This is a genomic window from Streptomyces sp. NPDC111516 (assembly GCF_055635345.1).
Genome location: NZ_JBVKBV010000001.1, coordinates 1,120,265 through 1,146,141 on the forward strand (window position 1 = coordinate 1,120,265; position 25,877 = coordinate 1,146,141).

The following is a 25,877-nucleotide window of genomic DNA, read 5'->3' on the forward strand; positions in this document are numbered from 1 at the left end:
GGTGTGGTTTCACGGTGCGGTGTGTCCGGCACGGCTCTCGGCCGGGCCGGCGCTCTGCCGGGCCAGGGCGGTTCCCGAGTCGATGGCCCAGCGGGCGAGGAGGAACGAGAAGGGGGTGGCGAGGATTCCCGCGGCCACGGCGGCGATGTTCTTGTCCATGCCCAGCCTGCTCACACCGAGGTAGAGCAGAACGCCGGTGAGTACGAGATTGACGACGCTCGACAGGGGATACCGGACGAAGGCCTGCCAGGTCGGCTTCGTACGGCAGGTGATGTACGAGTTGAGCAGGAACGATCCCACGACGCTGACCACATATCCGATGACGTGCGCGGCCAGGTAGGGAATCCAGGGGTTCAGCGTGGCGTATACGGCCAGATATACCGCCGTATTGACGACTCCGATCAGCCCGAACTCGATGAACTGGCGCACGGTGCGGAACCTGGACGCCCCGAGCGCGGTCGACCCGGTACGCCCCGCCAACGGCGTCCTGCCGCCGGGGGCGGACGGGCCCGAACGCACTTCCGTCGGAATGTCGACCGGGAGAACATGCGGAGATTCATTCGTTTCCCGGACCACGTAGTGCGGGCGGCGTTTCGCCTCGTAGTAGATGCGTCCCACGTATTCACCGATGATGCCGAGCGTGGCGAGCTGGATTCCACCGAGCGCCACGATGGCGGTCAGCAGGGTGGTGTAGCCGGGTACGGCAACGCCGTGGAGCACCACGCCGACGATGGTCCACAGCGCGTATCCCAGCGCCGCAAGCGCGAGCGCGAGGCCACCGTGGATGGCCAGGCGCAGCGGACGGCTGTTGAAGGAGATCAGCCCGTCGATCCCGTAGTTGAACAGGCGTCTGCCGCCCCACTTCGAATGTCCCGCGGCGCGCTGGATGTTGCGGTAGGTGAAGCTGACGGTGTCGAAGCCGATCCAGGAGAAGATCCCCTTGGAGAACCGGTTGGTCTCGGGCAGCGCGAGCACGGCGTCCACGGCGGTTCGCGACAGCAGTCTGAAGTCGCCCTCGCCGTCGACGACCTCGACGTCCATGCACCGGCCCATGGCCCGGTAGTAGGCGGCGCTGAGAAAGGTACGCAGGGCACCCTCTCCGTCGCGGTCGCGCCGCGCGACGACCTGGTCGTAGCCCCGCTGCCGCAGCTCCAGCATGCGGGGCACCAGTTCGGGCGGGTGCTGGAGGTCGGCATCCATGAGGACGACGGCGTCGCCGCGGGACATGCGCAGCCCCGCGAGCATGGCGGCCTCCTTGCCGAAATTACGGCTGAAGGAGGTGTAGCGGACTCGCCGGTCGGCAGTGGCGAGTGAACCGATCCGGAGCCTGGTCCGGTCACTGCTGCCGTCATCGACGTAACAGATCTCGAAGGTCCGCCGAGTGGGTTCGAGGGCAGAGATCAGGGCACGGTGAAATGTCTCGATGACCTCGTCCTCATTGAAACAGGGGACAACGATCGAAACCTGACATGTTTTCATTTAAATTCCCCATCAGGCGTGGGTGAGACAGCTCAAACCATATGCCTGGGGGCGCTGCGACACTCCGACCGAAGGAGCCTCGCGGAGGAAAAGCAAGGGGAATTTAGGGAACCGCTCCTTCCCCGTTGCATCAATTCATATATTCGAATCATGTATTCGAAGGCCGGTCGGAATTACGATGCGTCTACCGGCATGCCCATGAACGCGCGTTACGCCCGCAGGTAGGCGAGAACCGCCAGTACCCTGCGATGGGATTCGACCGCCGGGGGCAGGTCCAGCTTGGTGAGGATGCTGCCGATGTGTTTGCCGACGGCTGCCTCGGACACCACCAGTTCGCGGGCGATCGCACTGTTCGACTTGCCTGCCGCGATCAGGGCCAGAACCTCCCGCTCGCGTGGGGTGAGCCGCTCCAGCGGATCGCGGCGGCGGCGCAGCAGTTGGCGCACGACTTCGGGATCGACGACCGTGCCGCCGTCCGCGACCTGGCACAGCGCGTCCACGAACTCCTCGACCTGCCCGACTCGGTCCTTGAGCAGATAGCCGACGCCCGATCCGTCACCGGAGTCCAGGAGTTCCGAGGCGTACGTCCGCTGCACGTACTGGCTGAGGACCAGGACGGGCAGCGTGGGCCGCTTCTCGCGCAGCCGCACTGCGGCGTGCAATCCCTCATCCTGGAAACCTGGAGGCATGCGCACATCCGTTACGACGATGTCGGGCGCGTGCTCCTCGACCGCGACGAACAGAGCTTCGGCATCCCCGACGGCCGCCAGGACCTCGTGCCCGCAGCGGCCGAGCAGGCCGATGAGCCCTTCCCGCAGCAGCACGCTGTCCTCGGCCAGCACTACGCGGAGCGATCGGTCGACTCGCAAGGGAACTCCACATCCAACAGGGTCGGTCCGCCCGGCGGACTGGACAGGGAGAGTCTTCCATCCAGAACCGATACCCGGTCCGCGAGTCCGGCCAGCCCGCTTCCGGCCGCGGCGTCCGCGCCGCCCCGGCCGTCGTCGCGCACCCGGAGGAACAGCCGCCCGTCGCGGTGCTCACCGCTCACCTCCGCACGGCTCGCCCCGCTGTGCCTGGCGACGTTGACAAGCGCCTCGCAGACCACGAAGTACGCGGCGGACTCGACCGCAGGGGGCAGCCGCCCCGGCAGTTCGAGGTCGACGTCCACGGCGACCGCGGAACGGTCGGCGGCATCATCGATCGCCGCCGGCAGGCCGTAGTCCGTCAGGACTTTGGGGTGGATTCCGTGAATGAGCTCGCGCAGCTCGGCAAGCGTCTTGCCGGCCTCCTCATGAGCCATGGCGAGCTGGTCGGCGAGCGGCCCGGGCGGTGCGTCGAGGCGGACCAGGCCGAGCGTCATCGTCAGTGCCACCAGCCGCTGCTGCGCCCCATCGTGCAGATCGCGCTCGATGCGCCTCCGTTCCGCCTCGAAGGCGTCCACCAGCCGAACGCGGGACTGCGCCACTTCGGCGAGCCGCTCTCCCAACTCGCTCTCTCGTGAGGCGATCAGAAGGCGGGTCAGTTGGGCCCGGGCACCGGCCGCGCCCCCCAGGACGTAGGCGCCCAGGCCCAGCAGGAAGAGCCCGAGCACGGCGATGCCGAAGGCCGTCGGCCAGGTGGTGACCGTCCACAGCTTGAGCACCTTGGTCTCCCGGCCCTCGCCCACCGTGGCCATCAGCAACGGAGCCACGGTCATGGCCAGCGGGAAAAGCAGGGCGACCGTGACCGCAAGGGCGTCGATCGGCCACAGCAGCCCCGCGAACAGCAGGGCGTACCCGAGCTCCCGCCAGGTTGCCCGCTCCTTCAGACGCGTCGTCAGCCATGACCGCAGGCCCACGGCGGAGGGCGCCCTGTGCTGGTCGGGTGCCGGATCGAGGTCGACCATGCGCAGCCTGCGCCGCTCCACCGCGGCCACCGGGATTCCGGCGAGGGCTGCGGCGACGAGCAGTGGCAGCCCCACCAGCACGATGGCCAGGGCTCCGCCGAGCACTGCCAGCACCACGATCGCGAGAAGAGCGGCGGCGCCGGTCGTAGCGCCGGTGAGCAGGTACCCGACCGAGCGCCAGGGCCACGGCGACAGCAGGAAGTCCGGCCGGGACATGGCCTGCCACACGTTCCGAGGGTGCATGGCGATCACCGTAGGAGACCGACCCCGTCCGGTGCCATGGGTCCAGGGGGAGGAACGGGCGTATGCCTGGCCCTACCCCAGGTCTCGGTTCTGCCGTAGTGCACCGCGATGCCCCCGCGCGGTTTCGTGGAGCGACCTACGACGGCGCCCTGAGGACGGGCCGGACCAATGGGGGACAAATGCACGAAGCCGGGAACAGCCGCAGAAACAGCGAGGCGATCCAGTTGCGCTCCGTCAGCAGACGGTACGGGTCGGGCCACAGCACCGTCACCGCGCTCGACCAGGTCTCACTGTCCTTCTCCGAGGGGACGTTCACCGCGATCATGGGGCCTTCCGGTTCGGGCAAGTCGACTCTGCTGCAGTGCGCCGCGGGGCTCGACCGGCCCACGTCGGGGTCGGTCACCGTGGGCGGGACCGAGTTGACGAGGCTGAACGAGACCAAGCTGACCCTGCTGCGGCGCGAGCGCATCGGATTCGTCTTCCAGGCGTTCAACCTGCTGCCGTCCCTGACCGCCGAGCAGAACGTGGCGCTGCCCCTGCGGCTTGCCGGCCGCCGCCCTACCAGGGCCCGGGTGCGCGAGGTGCTCGAACAGGTCGGGCTCGGCGGGCGGGCGCGGCACCGGCCGACGGAGATGTCCGGAGGCCAGCAGCAGCGCGTCGCCCTGGCCCGCGCCCTGATCACACGGCCCGAGGTGCTCTTCGGCGACGAGCCGACCGGTGCCCTGGACTCGCAGACCAGCCATGAGGTGCTGGCCCTGCTGCGCGGCATGGTCGACACAGAGGGCCAGACCATCGCCATGGTCACGCACGACCCGGTGGCCGCCTCGTACGCCGACCGCGTGGTCCTCCTTGTCGATGGTCGGGTCAACGGCGAGCTGGTCGGGGCGAGCGCCGACGACATTGCCGCGCGCATGACCAAGCTGGAGGCCGTGCCGTGCTGAACGTAGCCCTGCGCACCCTGCGCACCCGGTGGGTCACCTTTGTCGGCAGCTTCGTCGCGCTCTCGCTGGGCGTCGGGCTGATCACCGTGATGGGTCTGGCCCTCTCCTCGTCGCTGGACGCGCCCGATCGGAAGCCGGAACGATTCGCCGCCGCGCCGGTCGTGGTCAAGGAAGCGGGCACCCTGCGCGTGCCCACCCCGATCGGCGACAGGGTGCAGAAGCTCGCCCGACCGCGCGCCGTGCCCGCCGCCACCGTCGCGAAGCTGAAGAAACTCGGCGTCGTGGTCGAGGACCGGTCGTTCGCCGTACTGGCGCAGGGCGGGCCCGGTGACCTGGTGGGCCACCCCTGGTCCGTCGCCGCCTTCGCCCCGTACCGGATCGACGCGGGGCGCGCGCCCCGCGAGGCCGATGAGGTGGTCGTCAGCGGCACCTGGGCGAAGCCGGGCGAGCGCGTACGGACCGATCGTGGCACCGTACGCATCGTCGGCTCCGTTGCCGGGCACGGCTTCGAGAACGCCGTCTTCTACACCGACCAACGCGCCGCCGAACTGTCGCCGACCAGTGCCCAGTTGGTCATCAACGCAAAACCGGCGGCCGTGCGCGAGGTGGTGCGCGGCACGGGTGTCCAGGTCCTCACCGGTGACGCGCGCCGCTACGCCGACGCCGACCCGGGCCGGGACAGCGAGGCCCTCTCCGCGATGAACGCCATGTTCGGTACGGCAGGCGGCGTCGCCGCCTTCGTGTCGGTTTTCGTCGTCGCCTCCACCTTCGCGTTCGCCGTCGCCCAGCGGCGCCGGGAGTTCGGACTGCTGCGCACCGCCGGAGCCACTCCGGCACAGATTCGGCGCATGGTCCTCGCCGAGGCCCTTGCGGTCGGCGTGCCGGCCTCGGCCACCGGCTGCGCGCTCGGCGCGTACGGGGCTCCCCGGCTGGCCGCCCGGGTGGTCGACGGCGGCCTGGCCCCGGCCTGGTTCACCATCGGCGACTACACCTGGCCCTACCACATGGCCTTCTGGACGGGCCTGCTCGTCGCGCTGTGCGGCGCGGTGGCCGCGTCCTGGCGGGCCGGCCGCACCGGCCCGGCCCAGGCACTGCGCGAGGCCTCCGTGGACGCCCGGACGATGACGTGGGCCCGCCGGCTGTGCGGTACCGCCCTGCTGCTTGCCGCCGCCGTGACACTTGGCCTGGCCCTGGTCACCGACCCCGGTGACCTGCTGCACCGCAAGACCTATGTGAGCCGGCCGATGCTGCTGATCACCGCGGTCGCGCTGCTCGCGCCGGTCGTGGTGCGCCCGCTGACCCGGCTGCTCGCCTGGCTCCCGGCCCAACTGCCCGGCGCCGGCGGCATGCTCGTGCGCGAGAACGCCGCCGCCGACGTTCGGCGTACCGCCGCGATCGCGGCTCCCGTCCTGGTCACGGTCGCCCTCGCAGGTTCGCTCCTGGGCGCCACCGCCACGCTGAACGAGGCGAGGGCCACCGAGACGCGCGAGCAGACCGCCGCGGACTTCGTCGCCACCCCGGCGCACGGCGCGGGCTTCGACGCGGCGACGCTCCGGAAGCTGCGCGAAGTGCCCGGCGCCGAAGTGTCCGCGACCTCGTCGAGCGCCGTCTACGTCCTGGAGGACGGCGTGGCGCTCATCAGGTCCGGAGCCCGCGCCGCCGACCCCCGCGCGCTCACCGCCACCACCCGCCTGCCGATCGCCGCCGGGAGGGCGAGCGACCTCGACGACGACTCGATCATCGTCACCGAGGAGTGGCAGCGACACACCGTGGGGCAGCGCGTGCAGGTGTGGCTCGGCGACGGCACGAAGAAATCGCTGAGGATCGCCGCGGTGATGACCACCGGCACCGGCAACAACGGCGTCTACGTCACCCCGCGCAACGCCGCGGGCGCGACCGTCGACCGGGTCGACGTCGCCGTCGCGGACGGTGCCGACGCGGGTGCCGTGGTCGCTGGACTGCGTGCGGTGGTGCACGCTCCGGGCGGGCAGGTCTTCACCAAGGACCAGTGGGTGCAGGCGAGTTACCCCCGGACGAACCGGATGACCCGGATGGGTTTCCTTCTGGTCCTTGGCATCGCCCTCCTCTACACCGGCATCTCCCTGGCCAACACCATGGTCATGGCCACCTCTGACCGGGTTCGCGACCTGGCCGTACTGCGCCTGGCCGGAGCCACCCGGTGGCAGGTGCTGCGACTGGTGGGTGCCGAGGCGCTGATGGTGGTGGCGGTCGGCGGAGCGCTGGGACTCCTGGTCACCGGGCTCAACCTGGCGGGCCTGTGGAGCGCCCTGGGCCTGTTGTCGGTGTGGACCACGATCGAGATTCCCTGGCCGGCCATCGGCGCGACCGTGGGCGCCTGTGCGGTGCTCGCCGTGGTCTCGTCCGTCGTTCCCGCCTCACTCGCCCTGCGCCGCAGGGCGGTGGAGTCGGCGGGCGTTCGAGAGTGACCACCCGACCGCCGCACCTCTCGGCTTCGGGACACCCGCAGGCCGGGGCGCCCCGGGACTCACCCAGCAGGTGCAGGTGCAGGGCGAGCATTGAGTCCGGGGCCTATGCGCGGGCCGCCGCCTCGAACGCCCCGCGCGCCAGCCGGTGCAGCAGCGCCGCCGTGCCGACACGGTCGGGCTGCGCGCCGGGGCGGCCCAGGTGCGGGGTCGAGTTCAGCAGCCCGAAGACGGCGTGGACGGCGGCGCGGGCCTCGTGCTCGGGCAGGTCCGGATACACCTCGCGGACGACATCCACCCACACCTCGACGTACTGCCGCTGGAGCTGGCGGACCCGCTTGCGGTCGGCGTCCCGGAGGCGGTCCAGCTCGCGGTCGTGGAGGGTGATCAGGGGGCGGTCGTCGAGGGCGAAGTCGATGTGGCCCTCGATGAGCGCGTCGAGCAGGGCCTGCGGCGAGCTGTCGCCACAGGCCGCGTCCTCCGACACACGCAGCCGCCCGCCCGCCAGCAGCCGCTCACTGATGCCGACCAGCAGCTCGGCGAGCATCGCGTCCTTGCCGGGGAAGTGCCGGTAGAGACCGGGGCCGCTGATGCCGACCGCGGCACCTATCTCGTCGACGCCGACACCGTGGAAGCCGCGCTCGGCAAAGAGGCGGGCGGCCTCCTTGAGGATCTGCTCGCGGCGGGTGGGGGCGTCCGTCCTGATGGTCATGGATTCGATTCTAGACAGTCGGGTTAGCGGTCGTTAACCTGAACGTATACGTTAACGCTCACTAACGACCTCGCCCACGATTGGCAGTGGGAGAAGGAGCGGCGTCTGGGACCTTCGAATCCAAGGCGGAGGAGGGAGTCGACGCGGAGCGTCGGCGACCGACGACAACGCCGGAGGCGGAGGTCCCGGACACCGCGACGCCGCTGACAATCGTGGGCGAGGTCGTAACCACTGCGGTACGGGCAAGGGGGCTCGACAGGATGCAGCAGGCACCGGTTCTGGCGAGCGCGGCCGATCCCGCCTCCGAGGCCTGGCAGGCCAACGAGGCGGCGCATCACGCGCTCGCCGACGAGCTGCGCACGCGACTCGCCACGGCCAGGCTCGGCGGGGGTGAGAAGGCGCGCGCCCGGCATGTGGCGCGAGGCAAGCTGCTGCCCCGGGACCGGGTGGACACCCTGCTCGATCCAGGTTCCCCGTTCCTGGAGCTGGCCCCGCTGGCGGCCGAGGGGCTGTACGGGGGCGCCGCCCCGGCGGCCGGGGTGATCGCCGGGATCGGCCGGGTCAGCGGCCGGGAGTGCGTGGTCGTCGCCAATGACGCGACCGTCAAGGGCGGCACGTACTACCCGATGACCGTGAAGAAGCACCTGCGCGCCCAGGAGGTGGCGCTGGAGAACCGGCTCCCCTGTCTGTACCTGGTCGACTCGGGCGGCGCGTTCCTGCCGATGCAGGACGAGGTCTTCCCGGACCGGGAGCACTTCGGGCGGATCTTCTACAACCAGGCCCGGATGTCGGGCGCCGGCATCCCGCAGATCGCGGCCGTGCTGGGGTCGTGCACGGCGGGCGGGGCGTACGTCCCCGCGATGAGCGACGAGGCCGTGATCGTACGGAACCAGGGCACGATCTTCCTGGGCGGTCCGCCGCTGGTGAAGGCCGCGACCGGCGAGGTCGTGACGGCCGAGGAGCTCGGCGGCGGCGAGGTGCACTCCCGCACGTCGGGGGTCACCGACCACCTCGCCGAGGACGACGCGCACGCGCTGCGGATCGTGCGGAACATCGTCGCCACGCTGCCGGACCGCGCGGCGCTCCCGTGGTCCGTGCGGCCGGCCGAGGAGCCGAAGGTCGATCCCGCCGGGCTGTACGGGGCCGTCCCGGTCGATTCCCGCACGCCGTACGACGTCCGGGAGGTGATCGCCCGGGTGGTGGACGGCTCACGGTTCGCCGAATTCAAGGCGGAGTACGGCACCACGCTGAACACCGGCTTCGCCCGGATCCACGGCCACCCGGTCGGGATCGTCGCGAACAACGGCATCCTGTTCTCCGAGTCCGCCCAGAAGGGCGCCCACTTCATCGAGCTGTGCGACCAGCGCGGCATCCCGCTGGTCTTCCTGCAGAACATCTCGGGCTTCATGGTGGGGCGGGACTACGAGGCCGGCGGCATCGCCAAGCACGGCGCCAAGATGGTGACGGCGGTCGCCTGCACCCGCGTGCCGAAGCTGACGGTGGTCGTCGGCGGTTCGTACGGCGCGGGCAACTACTCCATGTGTGGCCGCGCCTACTCCCCCCGCTTCCTGTGGATGTGGCCCAACGCGAAGATCTCCGTCATGGGCGGCGAGCAGGCCGCGTCCGTCCTCGCGACGGTCAAGCGCGACCAGCTGGGCGACGACTGGAGCGCGGCGGACGAGGAGGCGTTCAAGGCCCCGATCCGCGAGCAGTACGAGACCCAGGGCAACGCGTACTACGCCACGGCCAGGCTCTGGGACGACGGCGTGATCGACCCGCTGGAGACCCGGCAGGTGCTGGGGCTCGCTCTGACCGCGTGTGCCAACGCCCCGCTGCCCCAGAAGGACCACGCAGCGCCCGGCTTCGGCGTCTTCCGGATGTGAGGAACAGATGACGATGTTCGACACCGTTCTTGTCGCCAACCGCGGCGAGATCGCGGTACGTGTCATCCGTACGCTGCGCGAGCTCGGCGTCCGCTCGGTCGCCGTGTTCAGCGACGCGGACGCGGACGCCCGGCACGTACGGGAGGCCGACACGGCGGTACGGATCGGGCCCGCGCCCGCAGCCATGAGCTATCTGAGCGTGCCCGCGCTGCTGGACGCGGCCCGTCGCACCGGCGCGCAGGCCGTCCACCCCGGCTACGGATTCCTCGCCGAGAACGCCGGCTTCGCGCGGGCGTGCGCGGAGGCGGGGCTGACCTTCATCGGCCCGCCCGCCGACGCCATCTCCCTGATGGGCGACAAGATCCGGGCCAAGGAGACGGTCGCGGAGGCCGGGGTTCCGGTAGTGCCCGGCTCCTCGGGGAGCGGGCTCACCGATACCCAACTGGGCGACGCGGCCCGCGAGATCGGCCCGCCGGTGCTGCTGAAGCCCTCGGCGGGCGGCGGCGGCAAGGGCATGCGGCTGGTACGCGACGAGATGCTGCTCGCGGACGAGATCGCCGCCGCCCGGCGCGAGGCGCGGGCCTCGTTCGGCGACGACACGCTGTTGGTGGAGCGGTGGATCGACCGGCCCCGGCACATCGAGATCCAGGTGCTGGCGGACACCCACGGCAACGTGATCCACCTCGGTGAGCGCGAATGCTCGCTCCAGCGCCGCCACCAGAAGATCATCGAGGAGGCGCCGTCCGTCCTGCTCGACGAGGAGACCCGGGCGGCGATGGGCGAGGCGGCCGTCCAGGCGGCCCGCTCCTGCGGATATGTCGGCGCGGGCACGGTGGAGTTCATCGTCCCGGGCAACGACCCCGCCTCGTACTACTTCATGGAGATGAACACCCGCCTCCAGGTCGAGCACCCGGTCACCGAACTGATCACCGGCCTGGACCTGGTGGAGTGGCAGCTGAGGATCGCGGCGGGCGAGCAACTCCCGTACGAGCAGCAGGAGATCCGGCTCACCGGCCATGCGGTCGAGGCCCGGATCTGCGCCGAGGACCCGTCCCGCGGCTTCCTGCCGTCCGGCGGCACGGTCCTCGCACTGCACGAGCCGCAGGGCAACGGCGTACGGACGGACTCCGGGCTCGCCGCGGGCGGCGAGGTCGGCAGCCTGTACGACCCGATGCTGTCGAAGGTCATCGCCTACGGGCCCGACCGCGCCGCCGCCCTGCGCGGGCTGCGCGCGGCCCTCGCGGACACGGTGATCCTCGGCGTCCCGACGAACGCCGGCTTCCTGCGTCGGCTGCTCGCCCACCCGGCGGTGGTGGCGGGCGATCTGGACACCGGGCTGGTGGAGCGTGAGGTGGCCGGGCTGGTGCCGGAGGGGGTGCCGGAGGAGGTGTACGCGGCGGCGGCGCTGCTGCGGCAGTCCGCCACACCGGCGGCCTCCCCCGCGGACGCCGCCGGCTGGGTGGACCCGTTCTCGGTGGCGAGCGGCTGGCGGCTGGGCGGCACCCCGGCCCGTACGGTGCGCCACTTCCGGCTGCCGGGCCGTGATCCGGTACAGGTCTCGCTGCGCTCCTGTCCGGCGGGCACCGAGCTGACGTTCGGCCATGTCGGGGAGGGCGCACAGCCGCCGGAGCCCGCGACGGGCCCCTGCGGCCCGCTGGCCCCGCTGCCCGGCGGCAAGGAGACGGCGCACACGGTCGAGCTGTCGGCGCATCGCATCGTCATCGAACTCGCCGGTGTCACCCACACGTTCACCCATGCCGCGTCCCCGGACGGGACCTGGCTGGGCCGCGACGGCGACACCTGGCACGTACAGGATCACGACCCCGTGGAGGCGTCGCTGGCCGGCGCCGCACGCTCCGGGGCGGACACGCTCGCCGCGCCCATGCCCGGCACCGTCACCGTCCTGAAGGTGGCGGTCGGGGACGAGGTCGTGGCCGGTCAGAGTCTGCTCGTCGTCGAGGCGATGAAGATGGAACACGTCATCTCCGCCCCGCACGCCGGGACCGTGACCGAGCTGGACGTCACCGCCGGTGCCACGGTCGCCATGGACCAGATCCTGGCCGTGGTGACCCCCGCCGAGGCCCCCGGGGAGCAGCCATGACGACACCCCGCGCCCTGCCCATGACCGTACCGGCCCAGGACCTGCCCCCACGGGTGCGCATCCACGAGGTCGGCGCCCGCGACGGGCTGCAGAACGAGAAGGCCGTCGTACCGACCGACGTGAAGGCGGAGTTCATCCACCGCCTCGCCGCCGCGGGCCTGACCACCATCGAGGCGACCAGCTTCGTGCACCCCAAGTGGGTTCCCCAACTGGCCGACGCGGAGGACCTGTTCCCCCGCCTCGTGGACATCGGGGGCGTGGCGCTGCCCGTCCTGGTACCGAACGAACGCGGCCTGGACCGGGCCCTGGCGCTCGGCGCCCGGCAGATCGCGGTGTTCGGTTCGGCGACCGAGACGTTCGCCGCCCGCAATCTCAACCGCACCGTCGACGAGTCGCTCGCCATGTTCGAGCCGGTCGTGGCCCGGGCCAAGGCCGACAAGGTGCACGTCCGCGGCTATCTGTCGATGTGCTTCGGCGACCCGTGGGAAGGGCCCGTCCCCGTCCATCAGGTCGTCCGCGTGGCCAAGGCGCTGATGGACCTCGGCTGCGACGAGCTCTCCCTCGGCGACACCATCGGCGTCGCCACGCCCGGCCATGTACAGGTCCTGCTCTCCGAGCTGAACGAGGAGGGTGTGCGCACCGACACCATCGGCGTGCACTTCCACGACACGTACGGCCAGGCCCTGTCCAACACCCTCGCCGCGCTCCAGCACGGTGTGGCCACCGTGGACGCCTCCGCGGGCGGCCTCGGCGGCTGCCCGTACGCGAAGAGCGCGACCGGAAACCTCGCCACCGAAGACCTCGTGTGGATGCTCCAGGGCCTCGGTATCGAAACCGGGGTCGACCTCGACGCGCTCACCGCCACCAGCGTGTGGCTCGCCGAACAGCTGGGCCGACCCAGCCCGTCCCGTACCGTCCGCGCGCTCTCGGTGCGATAACCACCGTCCCACAAGGAGTGACACCTGCCATGTCCCTGGACCACCGGCTGACCGCCGAGCACGAGGAACTGCGTCGCACCGTCGAGGAGTTCGCGCACGATGTGATCGCCCCGAAGATCGGCGACTTCTACGAGCGCCATGAGTTCCCGTACGAGATCGTGCGGGAGATGGGACGGATGGGCCTGTTCGGGCTGCCGTTCCCGGAGGAGTACGGCGGCATGGGCGGCGACTACCTCGCCCTCGGGATCGCCCTGGAGGAGCTGGCCCGGGTGGACTCGTCCGTGGCGATCACCCTGGAGGCCGGGGTCTCGCTCGGCGCGATGCCGGTCTACCGCTTCGGCACCGAGGAGCAGAAGCGGCAGTGGCTGCCGAAGCTCTGCTCGGGCGAGGCGCTCGGCGCGTTCGGCCTGACCGAGCCGGACGCCGGCTCGGACGCGGGTGGCACCCGCACGACGGCGGTGCGCGACGAGGCGGCGGGCGAGTGGGTGATCAACGGCTCCAAGTGCTTCATCACCAACTCCGGTACGGACATCACCGAACTGGTCACGGTCACGGCGGTGACCGGCCACAAGCCGAACGGCGCCCCGCTCATCTCCTGCATCATCGTGCCGTCCGGCACCCCCGGCTTCACCGTCGCCGCCCCGTACTCCAAGGTGGGCTGGAACGCCTCGGACACCCGCGAGCTGTCCTTCTCCGACGTCCGCGTCCCACTGACGAACCTGCTGGGCGAGGAGGGCCGCGGCTACGCCCAGTTCCTGCGCATCCTGGACGAGGGCCGCATCGCCATCGCCGCCCTGTCCACGGGCCTGGCGCAGGGCTGCGTCGACGAGTCGGTGAAGTACGCCAAGGAGCGCCACGCCTTCGGCAAGCCCATCGGCGTCAACCAGGCGATCCAGTTCAAGATCGCGGACATGGAGACGCGCGCCCACATGGCCCGCGTCGGCTGGCGTGACGCGGCGTCACGCCTGGTGGCGGGCGAGCCGTTCAAGAAGGAGGCTGCGATCGCGAAGCTGTACTCGTCGACGGTCGCGGTCGACAACGCCCGCGAGGCGACCCAGATCCACGGCGGTTACGGCTTCATGAACGAGTACCCGGTGGCCAGGATGTGGCGCGACTCCAAGATCCTGGAGATCGGCGAGGGCACCAGCGAGGTACAGCGCATGCTGATCGCACGGGAGTTGGGGCTGCCGGCCTGACGGTCACCGGGCGTGGGCCGGGCGGGCGATCAGTGCGTCGCGCCCGGCCACTCCTCGCGCAGCATCCCGAACAGCACGGTGTCGTACCGCTTGCCCGCGACCAGCACGGTGCCCCGGCGTCGTCCCTCCTCGCGGAAGCCCGCCTTGGTGAAGGCGCGGACGGCCCGCTCGTTGCCGCTCCAGGTGTCGAGCTCGATCCGGTGCAGCCCGAAGACCCCGAACAGGTGGCCCACCAGCAGGCGCAGTGCGTCGGAGCCGTGGCCGCTGCCCCAGCGGTCCCGCTCGCCGATGGTGATACCGACGGTGACCAGCCCGGCGAACGGGTCCAGGTCCCGGTAGTCCGCCATGCCGATCACCGTGCCGTCGGTCAGGTCCTCGACCGTGAAGACGGCTGATTCCCTCGGGTTCAGCCGCAGCATCGTCTCGAAGCCGAGCCCGACGGCCTCCGCCGTCACCGGCCCGAAGCACGGGTCGCCGCCGGTGGCCCAGTGAACCACCTCCGGGTCGTTGCGCCACCGGAGGTGATGCTCCGCATCCTCCGCGCGCAGTGCGCGGAGCCTTACCAATTCGCCTTCGATCATCCGAAGATCGTATGCCGCGCCGTGCGGGGCGGAACCCAGGGCATCGACGACCGCAATGAAGTTAGGTTAGGCTAACCTCACTTTGACGTCGGGCCCTCGCCCCTTCTGTCCTGAGGGCCGATGAAGTTTCCCCGCACCCGGGAGGACCCCTCCATGCGTTCACACCTGCTCAACGGCACGACCGCGGAGCGCTACCGGCGCTCCGTGACCGCAGGAGTCGAACGGATCGCAGCCAAACTCGCCACCATGGACCGGCCGTTCACCGGAGTCTCCGCCGACGAGCTCTCCCCCGTCGTCGACGCGATCGATCTGGACCGACCACTGGGCGACGCCTCCGCCGCCCTCGACGAACTCGACCGCGTGTATCTCCGTGACGCCGTCTACTTCCACCACCCCCGCTACCTGGGTCACCTCAACTGCCCGGTCGTCATCCCCGCCGTCCTCGGCGAAGCCGTGCTCTCGGCCGTCAACTCCTCCCTGGACACCTGGGACCAGAGCGCGGGCGCCACCCTGATCGAGCGCCGGCTGATCGACTGGACCGCCGCCCGGATCGGGCTCGGACCGGCCGCGGACGGCATCTTCACCAGCGGCGGTACGCAGTCCAACCTCCAGGCCCTGCTGCTGGCCCGGGAAGAGGCCAAGACGCCTCCGCACCACTTCACCCGGCTGCGTGTCCTCACCTCCGAATGCAGCCACTTCAGCGTGCAGAAATCGGCGAAACTCCTCGGCCTCGGGCCGGACTCGGTCGTCCCCGTCGCCGTCGACCACGACAAGCGCATGCGGACCGTGGCGCTGGCCCGCGCCCTGGAGCAGTGCGTCGCCGAGGGCGCCGTCCCGATGGCGGTCGTCGCCACAGCGGGCACCACCGACTTCGGCTCCATCGACCCGCTGCCCGAAATCGCCGCGATCTGCCAGCGGTTCTCCACCTGGCTGCACGTCGACGCCGCGTACGGCTGCGGACTGCTGGCCTCCCTCGACCGCCGGCACCTCCTCGACGGCATCGAACACGCCGACTCCGTCACCGTGGACTACCACAAGTCCTTCTTCCAGCCGGTGAGTTCGTCCGCCGTGCTGGTCCGCGACCGGGCCTCGCTGCGCCATGCCACGTACCACGCCGAGTACCTCAACCCGCAGCGGATGGCCGCCGAACGCATCCCCAACCAGGTGGACAAGTCGCTGCAGACCACCCGCAGATTCGACGCCCTGAAGCTGTGGATGACCCTGCGCGTCATGGGCGCGGACGGCGTCGGCCGGCTCTTCGACGAGGTCTGCGACCTGGCCGCCGAGGGCTGGCGGCTGCTCGCCGCCGATCCGCGCTTCGACGTCGTCGTGGAGCCGCAGATGTCCACGCTGGTGTTCCGCTGCATCCCGTCCGGCATCACCTCGCCCATCGAGATCGACCGGGCCAATCTCCACGCCCGCGAGGCACTCTTCGCCTCCGGCGAGGCCGTGGTCGCCGGTACGAAGGTCGGCGGCCGTCAGTACCTGAAATTCACCCTGCTCAACCCCGAGACGACCGCGCAGGACATCGCCGCGGTACTCGATCTGATCGCCGGCCACGCCGAGCAGTACCTGGGAGACTCCCTTGACCGCGCTTCCTGAACCCCGCGATCCGCGGGCCGCCCACGACTTCATCGGGATCGGACTCGGCCCGTTCAATCTCGGACTCGCCTGCCTGACCGAGCCGATAGACGAGCTGAACGGGGTGTTCCTGGAGTCGAAGCCGGACTTCGACTGGCACTCCGGGATGTTCCTCGAAGGGGCCCATCTCCAGACGCCGTTCATGTCGGACCTGGTCACGATGGCCGACCCGACCTCGCCGTACTCCTTCCTCAACTATCTGAAGGAACGCGGACGGTTGTACTCCTTCTACATCCGGGAGAACTTCTACCCGCTGCGGACCGAGTACAACGACTACTGCCGCTGGGCCGCCGCCAAGCTGAGCAGCGTCCGCTTCGACCAGACGGTCGAGTCGGTCACGTACGACGAGGGCTCCGCGCTCTACACCGTCCGCACGGCCGACGGCGGCGCCTTCCGGGCCCCGCGGCTCGTGCTGGGTACCGGCACTCCCCCGTACATCCCGGACGCCTGCCAGGGACTGGGCGGCGACCTGCTGCACAACTCCCGTTACCTGGACGAAAAGGCGGCCCTTCGGACGAAGAAGTCCATCACCCTTGTCGGCAGCGGGCAGAGCGCGGCCGAGATCTACTACGACCTGCTCTCCGAGATCGATGTGCACGGCTACCGGCTGAACTGGGTGACGCGCTCTCCGCGGTTCTTCCCGCTGGAGTACACCAAGCTGACGCTGGAGATGACCTCCCCGGAGTACGTCGACTACTTCCACGCCCTGCCCGAGGAGACCCGCTACCGGCTGGAGTCCGGACAACAGGGCCTCTTCAAGGGCATCGACGGCGCACTGATCGACGCGATCTACGACCTGCTCTACCGGAAGAACCTGCCCGGCCCCGTACCGACCCGGCTCCTCACCAACTCCTCGCTGACCAGCGCCCGTTACGAGGAGAGCAGTGGTACGTACACGCTGGGGCTGCGCCAGGACGAACAGGGCGAGGACTACAGCCTCACCACCGAGGGCCTGATCCTCGCCACCGGTTACCGGTACACCGCGCCCGCCTTTCTGGAGCCGATCGCTGACCGGCTGCGCCACGACGGCCGGGGACGCTTCGACGTGGCCCGCAACTACTCCATCGACACCACCGGGCACGGCGTCTTCCTGCAGAACGCGGGCACGCACACCCACTCGGTCACCTCGCCCGACCTCGGCATGGGTGCCTACCGCAACGCGTACATCATCGGCGAGCTGCTCGGCCGTGAGTACTACCCCGTCGAGAAGTCCATCGCCTTCCAGGAGTTCGCCGTATGACCGCCGCCCTCGGCACCTTCACCATCCGTCCGCTGGACCCTTCCCCAAGCTCTCGACTCCGTTCGAGCAGGGGAGGCCCCATTTCCGACGCCGAGCTGGTGCACGGCTGGGTCACCCACCCCAGGGCCGCCTTCTGGCTGATGGGCGACGCGGAACTCCAGGACGTCGAGCGGGAGTACCTGGCGATCGCCGCCCACCCGCACCACGACGCCTTCATCGGACTGCACGACGGGGAGCCGGCCTTCCTGATGGAGCGGTACGAACCCGCCGAGGTCGAGCTCAAGGGGCTGTACGAGGCCGAGCCCGGCGACATCGGGATGCATTTCCTGGTCGCCCCGGCCGACACCCCGCTGCACGGCTTCACGCTCGCCGTGATCACCACCGTGCTGGAGGCACTGTTCGCCGACCCGTCCGTACGCCGGGTCGTCGTCGAACCCGATGTGCGCAACACCGCGGTGCACGCGCTCAACAAGGCGGTCGGCTTCGAGGTGCTGGGCGAGATATCCAAACCGGAGAAGAACGCCCTGCTCAGCGCCTGCACACGAGAACAGTTCGCCGCAGCGACCGGGGGGAGTGCCTGATGTCCGCCACCATCGACAGCGCCGCCCACCTCACCCCCGAGCACTGGGCCACCGCCAACCGGCTGCTGATCCGCAAGGCGCTCGCCGAGTTCAGCCACGAGCGGCTCCTGGCCCCGGTGCCGCTCGGCGACGACCGCTACTCGGTACGCGGCGACGACGCGTCGACCGAATACCGCTTCACCGCACGGCTCTTCGCCCTCGACCACTGGCAGGTCGAGGCCGACACGATCACCCGCCACCGGAACGGCTGCGAACTCCCGCTGGACGCAGCCGAGCTCTTCGTCGAAATGCGCTCCGCGCTGGGCCTCTCGGCGGAGATCCTGCCCGTCTACCTGGAGGAGATCTCCGCCACGCTGGCCGGTACCGCGTTCAAGCTGACCAAGCCGCCCGTCACCTCCGCCGAGCTGGTCCGGGCCGGGTTCCAGGCGATCGAGACCGGCATGACCGAGGGCCACCCCTGCTTCGTCGCCAACAACGGGCGGCTCGGCTTCGGCATGGACGAGTACCGGGCGTACGCCCCGGAGGCCGCGGTCGGCATCCGGCTGGTCTGGCTCGCCGCCCGCCGCGACCGCGCCACCTTCACCGCGGGCGCCGGGCTCGACTACGAGACCTTGATGGACGGCGAGTTGGCCGAGGAGACCCGGGCCCGGTTCGCGGCCACGATGAGCGGACTCGGGCTCGACCTCGACGACTACCTGTTGATCCCCGTCCACCCCTGGCAGTGGTGGAACAAGCTGGCCGTCACCTTCGCCGGGGAGCTCGCGCGGCGGCATCTGGTCTGTCTCGGCGAGGGCGAGGACACGTACCTCGCGCAGCAGTCCATCCGTACGTTCTTCAACACCAGTGCCCCGGACCGGCATTACGTCAAGACGGCACTGTCCGTCCTCAACATGGGTTTCATGCGCGGGCTCTCCGCCGCGTACATGGAGGCCACGCCCGCGATCAACGACTGGCTGGCCGGGCTGATCGAGCGCGACGAGGTGCTGCGCACGGCCCGCTTCTCGATCATCCGGGAGCGGGCGGCCGTCGGCTACCACCACCGGACGTACGAGGCGGCCACCGCCAAGGGCTCCCCGTACCTGAAGATGCTCGCGGCGCTGTGGCGGGAGAGCCCCGTCCCGGGCCTGGCTCCCGGCGAGCGGGTCGCGACCATGGCCTCGCTGCTCCACACCGACCACGAGGGCGGCTCCGTCGCCGCGGCGCTGATCGCCGAGTCGGGGCTGGCTCCCGCGGTGTGGCTGCGCCACTACCTGGACGCGTACCTGGTGCCGGTGCTGCACAGCTTCTACGCGTACGACCTGGTGTTCATGCCGCACGGCGAGAACGTCATCCTGGTCGTCGAGGACGGGGTCGTACGCCGCGCCGTCTTCAAGGACATCGCCGAGGAGATCGCGGTCATGGACCCGGACGCGGTGCTGCCGCCGCAGGTCGAGCGGATCCGGGCCGAGGTCCCCGAGGACATGAAGCTGCTCTCGGTCCTCACCGATGTCTTCGACTGCTTCCTGCGCTTCCTGGGCGCCGGTCTGGCGAGCGAGGGCGTCCTCGACGAGGAGACGTTCTGGCGGACCGTCGCGGACTGTGTCACCGGGTACCAGGACTCGGTGCCGTACCTCTCCGGGAAGTTCAAGGAGTACGACATGTTCACGGAGGAGTTCGCGCTGTCCTGCCTGAACCGGCTGCAGCTGCGGAACAACGAGCAGATGGTCGATCTCACCGATCCGTCGGGGGCGCTGCAGCTGGTCGGCAGGCTGAAGAACCCGATCGCACGGTTCTACCAGTAGTGCTTGGTCAGGTGTGGGTGAGTGCTGGTATGCCGCTGTGGCGGTGGGGCGGGCGCCGGTCCAGGCCGATGCGTACATCCTGTCATCCATGGGTGAGCAGACGTCACGCCGTGCACTGTGCGGCGGCGCGCCCGGCCTGTCGGCCGCTGAAGAGACAGCCGCCGAGGAAGGTGCCTTCCAGGGCGTTGTAGCCATGGACTCCGCCGCCGCCGAAGCCGGCGACCTCTCCGGCGGCGTACAGGCCGTCGATGGGTCGCCCGTCGTGGCCGAGGGCGCGGGAGTCGAGGTCGGTCTGGATACCGCCGAGTGTCTTGCGGGTGAGGGTGTGGAGTCTGACGGCGATGAGCGGGCCGCTTGCCGGGTCGAGGATGCGGTGCGGAGCTGCCGTGCGGCCGAGCCGGTCGCCCAGGTAGCGGCGCGCGTTGCGGATGCCCTGGACCTGGGAGTCCTTGCTGAAGGGGTTGGCGATCTGCCGGTCGCGGGCCTCGACCTGGTGGCGGATGGCGGAGGCGTCGAGCAGGGGCTTGTCGGTGAGCCGGTTCATCCCGGTGACGAGCTCGTCGAGGGTGGCGGCGACGACGAAGTCCTCGCCGCGCCGCTGGAAGGCGTCGACCGGCAAAGGAGCCCCCGTGCCGAACAGCCGGGTACGGAGGAACGCGGCACGTTCCTTGCTGGTGATGTCCGGGTTCTGCTCGGAGCCGGAGAGCGCGAACTCCTTCTCGATGATCTTCTGGGTGAGGAGGAACCAGGAGTGGTCGTAGGCGGCGATGTCCGGTGTGGTGCGCAGGTGCCGGAGTGTGGCGAGGGTGTCGTAGCCGGGAAGGCAGGGGTCGGGCAGGCGGCGGCCGAGAGCGTCGAACCACATGGGGGAGGGACCGGACAGGATACGGATGCCGTGGCCGGGCCAGATCGGGTCCCAGTTGGTCAGGCCCTCGGTGTAGTGCCACATGCGGTCGCGGTTGACGAGACGCACTCCGGCCGCGGCGCTGATGTCGAGCATCCGGCCGTCGACGTAGGCGGGTACACCGGTGACCATGTGCGACGGCGGGGTGCCCAAGCGCTGGGGCCAGTGCCGGCGGACGAGGCCGTGGTTGGCGCCGATACCGCCGGTGGTGACGATGACGGCCTGCGCGGTGAGCGCGAACTCACCGGTGCTCTCCCGGCTGGTGGCGACCCCGCGGGGGGAGGGATCCTCGGCCAGCACGACGCCGCGTACGCCCTGGACCGCGCCGGACTCGACGATCAGTTCGTCCACCCGGTGGCGGTGATGGAAGGTGAGGAGGCCGGCGGCGGCTGCCTGCCGGGCATGGCGTACGAAGGGCTCGACGACGCCCGGCCCGGTGCCCCAGGTGACATGAAAGCGGGGTACGGAGTTGCCGTGCCCGTCCGCACGCATGCCCCCGCGCTCGGCCCAGCCCACCGTGGGCAGGAAGGAGAGCCCGTGGCCCGCCAGCCACGCCCGTTTCTCTCCGGCGGCGAACTCGACGTAGGCGCGGGCCCACCGCACCGCCCAGGAGTCCTCGTCGTCGAGACGGTCGAACTGGGCGCTGCCCTGCCAGTCGCTCCAGGCCAGCTCGAAGGAGTCCTTGACGCGCATGCGGCGTTGTTCGGGCGAGTCGATGAGGAAGAGCCCGCCGAAGGACCAGTACGCCTGCCCGCCGAGATCGGCCGGGCCCTCCTGGTCGACGAGGGCGACGCGCCGGCCGCGTGAGGTCAGCTCGTGCGCGGCGACGAGCCCGGAAAGCCCTGCTCCGACGACAACGGCATCGGCGTCCATGGTTCACGTCTCTTTCCTGTAGCCGCCATGGGGCGGGCGGGGTGGGGTGCGGGAGGATCAGGTGTCAGGTTCCGATCCCCCCGCAGTCGGGGACCGGAGTGGTCAGCCGGTGATGTGCAACTCGGTGCCGAGCGTGGGCGACATGGCGTGGTGCGCGGCCTGGATCACGTACCGGCCAGGTCGCGTGACCCAGGTGCCCGCAGCGGTGTCCCAGGTCTGGAAGGCGCGCTCCGGCAGGGCGATGTCGGTCTCGATGCTCCGGCCGGGGGCCGCCGTGACGGAGGCGAAGCCGGCCAGCCGGGGCTGTGGGTGGTCTGCCGGGGAGATGTACACCTGGACGACGTCGCGGCCGGGGCGGTCGCCGGTGTTGCGTGTGCGGACGCGGACCGTGCGAGCGCCGACGAGCGCGAGGTGCTCGTGCTCCCAGGTGGTGTAGCCGAGCCCGTACCCGAACGGGTGGGCGGGTGCGGCGTCGTGGCCTTGCCAGGCGCGGTATCCGATGCGGGCGTCCTCGTCGTAACGCAGCACGCCGCCTCGCGGGGCGACCTCGCGGACAGGGGCGTCTGCCAGGCACGCGGGCCAGGACGTGGGGAGCCGGCCGCCCGGTTCGGCGTGGCCGAGCAGGACGTCGGCGAGGGCGGCGCCGCCCTGTTCCCCGGGGAACCAGGTCAGCAGGACCGCCGCGACGTCCTCGCGCCATGGCATCTCGACCGGTGCGCCCGAGTTGACCACGACGATCGTGCGGGGGTTGGCGGCGGCGACACGGGCGACCAGCTCGTCCTGGCGTCCCGGCAGGCGCAGGCCGGTGCGGTCGAAGCCTTCGCTCTCCACTGTCTCGGTGGTGGCCACGACCACGATCGCGGTGTCGGCGGTGCCGGCGGCGGCGACGGCCTCCTCGATCAACTGGTCCTCCGCACCGACGGGTTCGCGGTGGGCGAGTCCGAAGGTGACGCCCCGCAGGGAGCCGTAGCTCATCCTGGGCGTTCCGGCCAGCAGACTGACCTCGACCGGGCGTCCGGCCACCAGGTCCACGGCACCGCGCGGCACCGGCCGTCCGGTGATGGCTTCGAGCGGGTCGGCGTCGGCGGGCTGGTGGACGCCGTCGAAGAGGGTGGTGCCGTCCACGGTGAGCCGGAAGGCGCCGAGGCCGCGGGTGCCGAACTCGTGCGGGCCGCCGGTGCGCGGGGTGAAGGTGCCGGCCAGTTCGACGGAGTCCAGGGCTTCGAAGTCCACGCCGCCGGGCAGGGTCTCGGCCATCCATCGGATCCGCCCGTCGGGCAGCGGTGCCTCGGCCAGCAGGGTTCCTCGGGCGTCGCGGAGGACGGCGCGCAGCGCGAAGCCGTCGGCAGCGGGGCCGAGGCCCTCGCTGAGGTCGGCGCCCCGGGCCCAGGTGAGGGGGGTGGCGGCGGGCAGGGCGTCGCGCAGCCCGTCGAGGGGGGAGACGACGGGGCCGGGGAAGACGGTCGCGGAGCCGCCGCCGAGGATGCGGGCGTGGCGGGCGGCGTGCCCGATGAGCGCGATGCCCCCGGTCCCGATGCGCTCGGCATTCAGCGGAAGGATCTGTTCCTCGTTGCGGAGCAGGACGAAGGAGCGGGCGGCGGTCTCGCGGGCGACCGATGGCCCGTCCAGCGGGGCGGGCCGCCGGTCGGCGGGGACCGCCGGTTCGGCCCCGTCGAGGAGTCCCAGGCGGGCGGCGAGCAGCAGGACGTGACGGACGGCGTTGTCCACGGCCGCTTCGGCCACCTTGCCCTCGCGGACGGCGTCGGCCAGTGCCGGTCCGAAGACGGTCTGTGGTCCGGGCATGGCCACATCCAGTCCTCCGTCGAGCGCACCCACGGTGTCGCGGGCCGCGAGCCAGTCGGAGACGACGACCCCGTCGAAGCCCCACTCGTCGCGCAGCACGCCGACCTGGAGCGCGCGGTGCTCGGTCATGGTGGTGCCGTTGACCGAGTTGTACGCGGACATGATCAGCCAGGGCCGTGCGGTGGCGATGATCTCCTCGAACGGGGTCAGGTACAGCTCGCGCAGCGCACGCTCGGACACGTGGTTGTCGACGGTGAAGCGCTCGGTCTCGGCGTCGTTGGCGACGAAGTGCTTGGGGGTCGCGGCGATGCCGCTCTCCTGCACCCCGGTGACGAATCCGGCACCGATCCGCGCGGTGAGCAGCGGATCCTCGGAGTATGCCTCGAAGTGCCGCCCGCTCAGGGGGGAGCGGTGCAGATTGACGGTCGGGGCGAGCAGGACGTGCACGCCCTTGCGGTGGGCCTCCTGGGCCAGCACCCGGCCCGCCCGCCGCGCCAGCGCGGGGTCCCAGGACGCGGCGAGCGCGGTGGGGCTGGGCAGCGTCAGGGACGGGTCGCCCGGGCTCCAGGAGGAGCCGCGTACGCCGACCGGCCCGTCGGACATGACCAGCGAGGCGAGCCCGATCTCGGGCAGGGCGGGCAGCGACCACAGGTCCTGGCCGGACAGGAGGCGGGTCTTGGCGTCCAGGTCGAGGCGGGCGAGCGCCGACTCGATCAGACCGTGGTAGGCGGTGTCGTCCTCGTATGCGTCTGCGGGTGAATCGACGCGGGATGCCATGGCGGTGAACTTCCTGTTCGATGCGGTGGGTCGAGGTGAAGGGCTGTGGGCGCCACGGGACCGGCTCACGGGTTGTCGCCGGCGGCGGCGAGTTCCGCGGCGACCTGGTGCAGCACGTCGCCCGGCAGCACGCCGACGGCGGCGGCCGCGATCTGGAGGAGGGACAGGTCGGCGGCCACGCGGGCGAAGGGGCTGTCGAGCAGTGTGGCGAAGTGCCGGCGCAGGACCGCTTCCGCTTCGGGGTGGGCGAGCAGCTCGCGCAGCGGTACGTGCACGCTGAGCGGGCCGGACGGGAAGTCCTGTGCGCGCGGCGGCGGTTGGGCGGCTGCTTCGGCCTGCGGCCGTTGGACGCGGACCAGCAGGTGCTCGTCGGTCACGGGGCCGATGGCGGGCAGCCCGAGGCGCTCGTACTGCCCGGGCGGCGCGTCGGCCAGGCGCAGGTGCTCGGTCAGCAGGGTCGCCATGCGCAGTTCGAGGACGTCGTCGATGAGCGGGTGCTCCTGGTCCGGGTCCGCGTCGAGGTCGAAGAGGAGGGTGCCGAAGGCGTACGGGTTGGACATCGCGTGGCCCGGCACCTTCAGCAGCGGCACCTCCTTGGTGAACGGGAACGGTTCCACCAGCTCGGCACCCTTGAGTTCGGCGGGGCTGAAGAGGCCGCGCATGTGCGTGGGCATGAGGGTGTGTTCGTGCAGGGGCTGATTGGACCGGTCCGCGCAGGCCCGCATGTACACGTAGCGGCCATCGGTGACGCTGACGTGGCCGCCGAACGCGCCGAACAGTCCCGCCTCGCGTACGGGAGTGTCGTCGGCGATGGTCTGCCGCAGCGGTCTGCCCTGCATGTCCGGGGTGCGGTCGACGCCGAAGTACTCCAGGAGCGTGGGCCCGAAGTCGATGGTCTGCACGAGAGACGCGCGCCGCTCGTCCTGGACGCGGCTGCGCGGGTCCCAGACGAACAGCGGGGTGTGGATGGTCTCGTCGTACCAGGGCTGAACGCTCTTGCCCCACCAGCCGTGCTCGCCGAGCAGCAGCCCGTGGTCGGTGCACACGATCAGCATCGTGTCGTCCCACAGGGCGAGTTCGTCCATGGTGTCGAGCACCCGTCCCAGCGAGCGGTCGCACATGGTCAGCAGTGCCGCGTACTCGTAGCGGGCGTGGGCGATCTCGTCGTCCGACTCGATGACCTGCTGGTAGTCGGGCCAGTCGAAGTGCGGGCCGCTGTAGGTGTGGGGGTAGTGCTGCTTGTGCCGGGCGTAGCTGAAGAAGGGCTCGTGCGGGTCGAAGGTCTCGATCTGCAGGAACCAGTTGTCCTCGGCGTGGTTGGTGTGCAGAAACTCCAGGCCCGCCTCGAAGGTGCGGGTCTGCGGATGGTCCGCCTCATCGGCCAGGTACTGCCGGTTGACCCAGTCCTGGCGCCAGGTCTCGCCGCGCCGGGACCGGAGGGCATCGGGGATGCGGGGGTCGGCGACGTGGCCCTTCCACGCGTCGCCCTCCTGGCCGCGGAAGAACTCGAAGGTGCGGTAGCGGCTGTGGTAGGTGGCGCCGCCGTCCTCCCAGTAGTGCTGGTGGTCGGTGACCAGGTGGGTGTACACCCCGTGTTCCGTGAGCAGTTGTGGCATGGAGTCGTCGAACGGCTCCAGGGGGCCCCAGCCGCGGTGCAGGAAGTTGTGGCGGCCGGTGTGGAGTTCGCGGCGGGCCGGCATGCACGGCATCGAGCCCGCGTAGCAGGTGTCGAAGGTCGCCGTACGCCGCGCGAGGCGGGTGAAGTTGGGGGCATGCGTCCAGTCCGCTCCGTACGGCGGCAGGAGGCGGCGGTTGAGTGTGTCGAACATGACCATGACGGCCTTCATAGGGCCCCTCGTACTCGGTCCACT

The 25,877-nt window shown here is 70.7% G+C and carries 18 protein-coding genes; 10 read left to right on the forward strand and 8 right to left on the reverse strand.

What is annotated here, in order from left to right:
* Nucleotides 1–9 precede the first annotated feature (9 nt).
* From ACZ7L9_RS05170 to ACZ7L9_RS05180, 3 genes are all read right to left on the reverse strand, one after another.
* Nucleotides 10–1,479 carry a glycosyltransferase gene (locus ACZ7L9_RS05170; protein ID WP_471412597.1) on the reverse strand — a complete coding sequence of 490 codons (1,470 nt, stop codon included), beginning with the start codon at nucleotides 1,477–1,479 and terminating at the stop codon, nucleotides 10–12.
* Nucleotides 1,480–1,688: 209 nt separating this feature from the next.
* Complete coding sequence (locus ACZ7L9_RS05175) at nucleotides 1,689–2,348, reverse strand: response regulator transcription factor (RefSeq protein WP_471412599.1); 660 nt, start codon at nucleotides 2,346–2,348, stop codon at nucleotides 1,689–1,691.
* Nucleotides 2,321–3,610, reverse strand: coding sequence for a sensor histidine kinase (locus ACZ7L9_RS05180; RefSeq protein WP_471412600.1), 1,290 nt, complete (start codon nucleotides 3,608–3,610; stop codon nucleotides 2,321–2,323). The genes ACZ7L9_RS05175 and ACZ7L9_RS05180 overlap by 28 nt, the downstream gene beginning before the upstream one ends.
* 179 nt (nucleotides 3,611–3,789) lie before the next feature.
* Between ACZ7L9_RS05180 and ACZ7L9_RS05185 the strand changes: the two genes are divergently transcribed.
* Nucleotides 3,790–4,551: an ABC transporter ATP-binding protein gene (locus ACZ7L9_RS05185; protein ID WP_471412602.1), complete on the forward strand. Its 762-nt coding sequence runs from the start codon at nucleotides 3,790–3,792 to the stop codon at nucleotides 4,549–4,551.
* Nucleotides 4,545–6,998: an ABC transporter permease gene (locus ACZ7L9_RS05190; protein ID WP_471412603.1), complete on the forward strand. Its 2,454-nt coding sequence runs from the start codon at nucleotides 4,545–4,547 to the stop codon at nucleotides 6,996–6,998. The genes ACZ7L9_RS05185 and ACZ7L9_RS05190 overlap by 7 nt, the downstream gene beginning before the upstream one ends.
* Nucleotides 6,999–7,101: 103 nt before the next feature.
* Here the strand turns inward: ACZ7L9_RS05190 and ACZ7L9_RS05195 are convergent, their stop codons facing one another.
* Nucleotides 7,102–7,707, reverse strand: coding sequence for an SACE_7040 family transcriptional regulator (locus ACZ7L9_RS05195; RefSeq protein WP_471412604.1), 606 nt, complete (start codon nucleotides 7,705–7,707; stop codon nucleotides 7,102–7,104).
* A gap of 260 nt (nucleotides 7,708–7,967) precedes the next feature.
* On the opposite strand from ACZ7L9_RS05195, the gene ACZ7L9_RS05200 reads away from it, so the two are divergent.
* From ACZ7L9_RS05200 to ACZ7L9_RS05215, 4 genes are read left to right on the forward strand one after another with little or no spacing between them, the layout of a single operon-like run.
* Nucleotides 7,968–9,590: a carboxyl transferase domain-containing protein gene (locus ACZ7L9_RS05200; RefSeq protein WP_471412605.1), complete on the forward strand. Its 1,623-nt coding sequence runs from the start codon at nucleotides 7,968–7,970 to the stop codon at nucleotides 9,588–9,590.
* Nucleotides 9,591–9,603: 13 nt separating this feature from the next.
* A complete protein-coding gene (locus tag ACZ7L9_RS05205; protein ID WP_471412795.1) occupies nucleotides 9,604–11,691 on the forward strand; it encodes an acetyl/propionyl/methylcrotonyl-CoA carboxylase subunit alpha in 2,088 nt (695 codons plus the stop codon).
* On the forward strand, nucleotides 11,688–12,629 hold the full coding sequence (locus ACZ7L9_RS05210) for a hydroxymethylglutaryl-CoA lyase (protein ID WP_471412606.1): 942 nt from the start codon (nucleotides 11,688–11,690) through the stop codon (nucleotides 12,627–12,629). The genes ACZ7L9_RS05205 and ACZ7L9_RS05210 overlap by 4 nt, the downstream gene beginning before the upstream one ends.
* Before the next feature lie 29 nt (nucleotides 12,630–12,658).
* Nucleotides 12,659–13,825, forward strand: coding sequence for an acyl-CoA dehydrogenase family protein (locus tag ACZ7L9_RS05215; RefSeq protein ID WP_471412607.1), 1,167 nt, complete (start codon nucleotides 12,659–12,661; stop codon nucleotides 13,823–13,825).
* Nucleotides 13,826–13,854: 29 nt separating this feature from the next.
* Here the strand turns inward: ACZ7L9_RS05215 and ACZ7L9_RS05220 are convergent, their stop codons facing one another.
* Nucleotides 13,855–14,406 carry a GNAT family N-acetyltransferase gene (locus tag ACZ7L9_RS05220; RefSeq protein ID WP_471412608.1) on the reverse strand — a complete coding sequence of 184 codons (552 nt, stop codon included), beginning with the start codon at nucleotides 14,404–14,406 and terminating at the stop codon, nucleotides 13,855–13,857.
* A gap of 153 nt (nucleotides 14,407–14,559) precedes the next feature.
* On the opposite strand from ACZ7L9_RS05220, the gene ACZ7L9_RS05225 reads away from it, so the two are divergent.
* The 4 genes from ACZ7L9_RS05225 to ACZ7L9_RS05240 are packed head-to-tail and all read left to right on the forward strand — an operon-like array spanning nucleotide 14,560 to nucleotide 19,649.
* Complete coding sequence (locus ACZ7L9_RS05225) at nucleotides 14,560–16,008, forward strand: pyridoxal phosphate-dependent decarboxylase family protein (protein ID WP_471412610.1); 1,449 nt, start codon at nucleotides 14,560–14,562, stop codon at nucleotides 16,006–16,008.
* Nucleotides 15,992–17,287, forward strand: a complete 1,296-nt coding sequence (locus tag ACZ7L9_RS05230; protein WP_471412612.1) for a lysine N(6)-hydroxylase/L-ornithine N(5)-oxygenase family protein — start codon at nucleotides 15,992–15,994, stop codon at nucleotides 17,285–17,287. Before ACZ7L9_RS05225 ends, ACZ7L9_RS05230 begins: the two co-directional genes overlap by 17 nt.
* Nucleotides 17,284–17,868 carry a GNAT family N-acetyltransferase gene (locus ACZ7L9_RS05235; protein ID WP_471412613.1) on the forward strand — a complete coding sequence of 195 codons (585 nt, stop codon included), beginning with the start codon at nucleotides 17,284–17,286 and terminating at the stop codon, nucleotides 17,866–17,868. Before ACZ7L9_RS05230 ends, ACZ7L9_RS05235 begins: the two co-directional genes overlap by 4 nt.
* A complete protein-coding gene (locus tag ACZ7L9_RS05240) occupies nucleotides 17,868–19,649 on the forward strand; it encodes an IucA/IucC family protein (RefSeq protein WP_471412614.1) in 1,782 nt (593 codons plus the stop codon). The genes ACZ7L9_RS05235 and ACZ7L9_RS05240 overlap by 1 nt, the downstream gene beginning before the upstream one ends.
* A 103-nt stretch (nucleotides 19,650–19,752) precedes the next feature.
* On the opposite strand, the gene ACZ7L9_RS05245 is transcribed toward ACZ7L9_RS05240, so the two are convergent.
* The 3 genes from ACZ7L9_RS05245 to ACZ7L9_RS05255 all read right to left on the reverse strand — a co-directional run bounded on the left by ACZ7L9_RS05245 (nucleotide 19,753) and on the right by ACZ7L9_RS05255 (nucleotide 25,841).
* Nucleotides 19,753–21,426 (reverse strand): FAD-binding dehydrogenase, encoded by a 1,674-nt coding sequence (locus ACZ7L9_RS05245; protein ID WP_471412616.1) that lies wholly within the window; start codon nucleotides 21,424–21,426, stop codon nucleotides 19,753–19,755.
* A gap of 102 nt (nucleotides 21,427–21,528) precedes the next feature.
* Nucleotides 21,529–24,006, reverse strand: a complete 2,478-nt coding sequence (locus ACZ7L9_RS05250) for a glycoside hydrolase family 3 protein (protein WP_471412617.1) — start codon at nucleotides 24,004–24,006, stop codon at nucleotides 21,529–21,531.
* 65 nt (nucleotides 24,007–24,071) lie between these two features.
* On the reverse strand, nucleotides 24,072–25,841 hold the full coding sequence (locus tag ACZ7L9_RS05255; protein WP_471412619.1) for a sulfatase: 1,770 nt from the start codon (nucleotides 25,839–25,841) through the stop codon (nucleotides 24,072–24,074).
* Nucleotides 25,842–25,877 lie beyond the last annotated feature (36 nt).

What these genes read in the sequence shown, in the direction of transcription:
- ACZ7L9_RS05240 (WP_471412614.1), top strand. Translation starts at nt 17,868, where the DNA reads ATGTCCGCCACCATCGACAGCGCCGCCCACCTCACCCCCGAGCACTGG.
- ACZ7L9_RS05220 (WP_471412608.1), bottom strand. Translation starts at nt 14,406, where the DNA reads ATGATCGAAGGCGAATTGGTAAGGCTCCGCGCACTGCGCGCGGAGGAT.
- ACZ7L9_RS05170 (WP_471412597.1), bottom strand. Translation starts at nt 1,479, where the DNA reads ATGAAAACATGTCAGGTTTCGATCGTTGTCCCCTGTTTCAATGAGGAC.
- ACZ7L9_RS05250 (WP_471412617.1), bottom strand. Translation starts at nt 24,006, where the DNA reads ATGGCATCCCGCGTCGATTCACCCGCAGACGCATACGAGGACGACACC.
- ACZ7L9_RS05185 (WP_471412602.1), top strand. Translation starts at nt 3,790, where the DNA reads ATGCACGAAGCCGGGAACAGCCGCAGAAACAGCGAGGCGATCCAGTTG.
- ACZ7L9_RS05225 (WP_471412610.1), top strand. Translation starts at nt 14,560, where the DNA reads ATGCGTTCACACCTGCTCAACGGCACGACCGCGGAGCGCTACCGGCGC.
- ACZ7L9_RS05180 (WP_471412600.1), bottom strand. Translation starts at nt 3,610, where the DNA reads ATGCACCCTCGGAACGTGTGGCAGGCCATGTCCCGGCCGGACTTCCTG.
- ACZ7L9_RS05210 (WP_471412606.1), top strand. Translation starts at nt 11,688, where the DNA reads ATGACGACACCCCGCGCCCTGCCCATGACCGTACCGGCCCAGGACCTG.
- ACZ7L9_RS05215 (WP_471412607.1), top strand. Translation starts at nt 12,659, where the DNA reads ATGTCCCTGGACCACCGGCTGACCGCCGAGCACGAGGAACTGCGTCGC.
- ACZ7L9_RS05205 (WP_471412795.1), top strand. Translation starts at nt 9,604, where the DNA reads ATGTTCGACACCGTTCTTGTCGCCAACCGCGGCGAGATCGCGGTACGT.
- ACZ7L9_RS05195 (WP_471412604.1), bottom strand. Translation starts at nt 7,707, where the DNA reads ATGACCATCAGGACGGACGCCCCCACCCGCCGCGAGCAGATCCTCAAG.
- ACZ7L9_RS05255 (WP_471412619.1), bottom strand. Translation starts at nt 25,841, where the DNA reads ATGGTCATGTTCGACACACTCAACCGCCGCCTCCTGCCGCCGTACGGA.
- ACZ7L9_RS05245 (WP_471412616.1), bottom strand. Translation starts at nt 21,426, where the DNA reads ATGGACGCCGATGCCGTTGTCGTCGGAGCAGGGCTTTCCGGGCTCGTC.
- ACZ7L9_RS05235 (WP_471412613.1), top strand. Translation starts at nt 17,284, where the DNA reads ATGACCGCCGCCCTCGGCACCTTCACCATCCGTCCGCTGGACCCTTCC.
- ACZ7L9_RS05200 (WP_471412605.1), top strand. Translation starts at nt 7,968, where the DNA reads ATGCAGCAGGCACCGGTTCTGGCGAGCGCGGCCGATCCCGCCTCCGAG.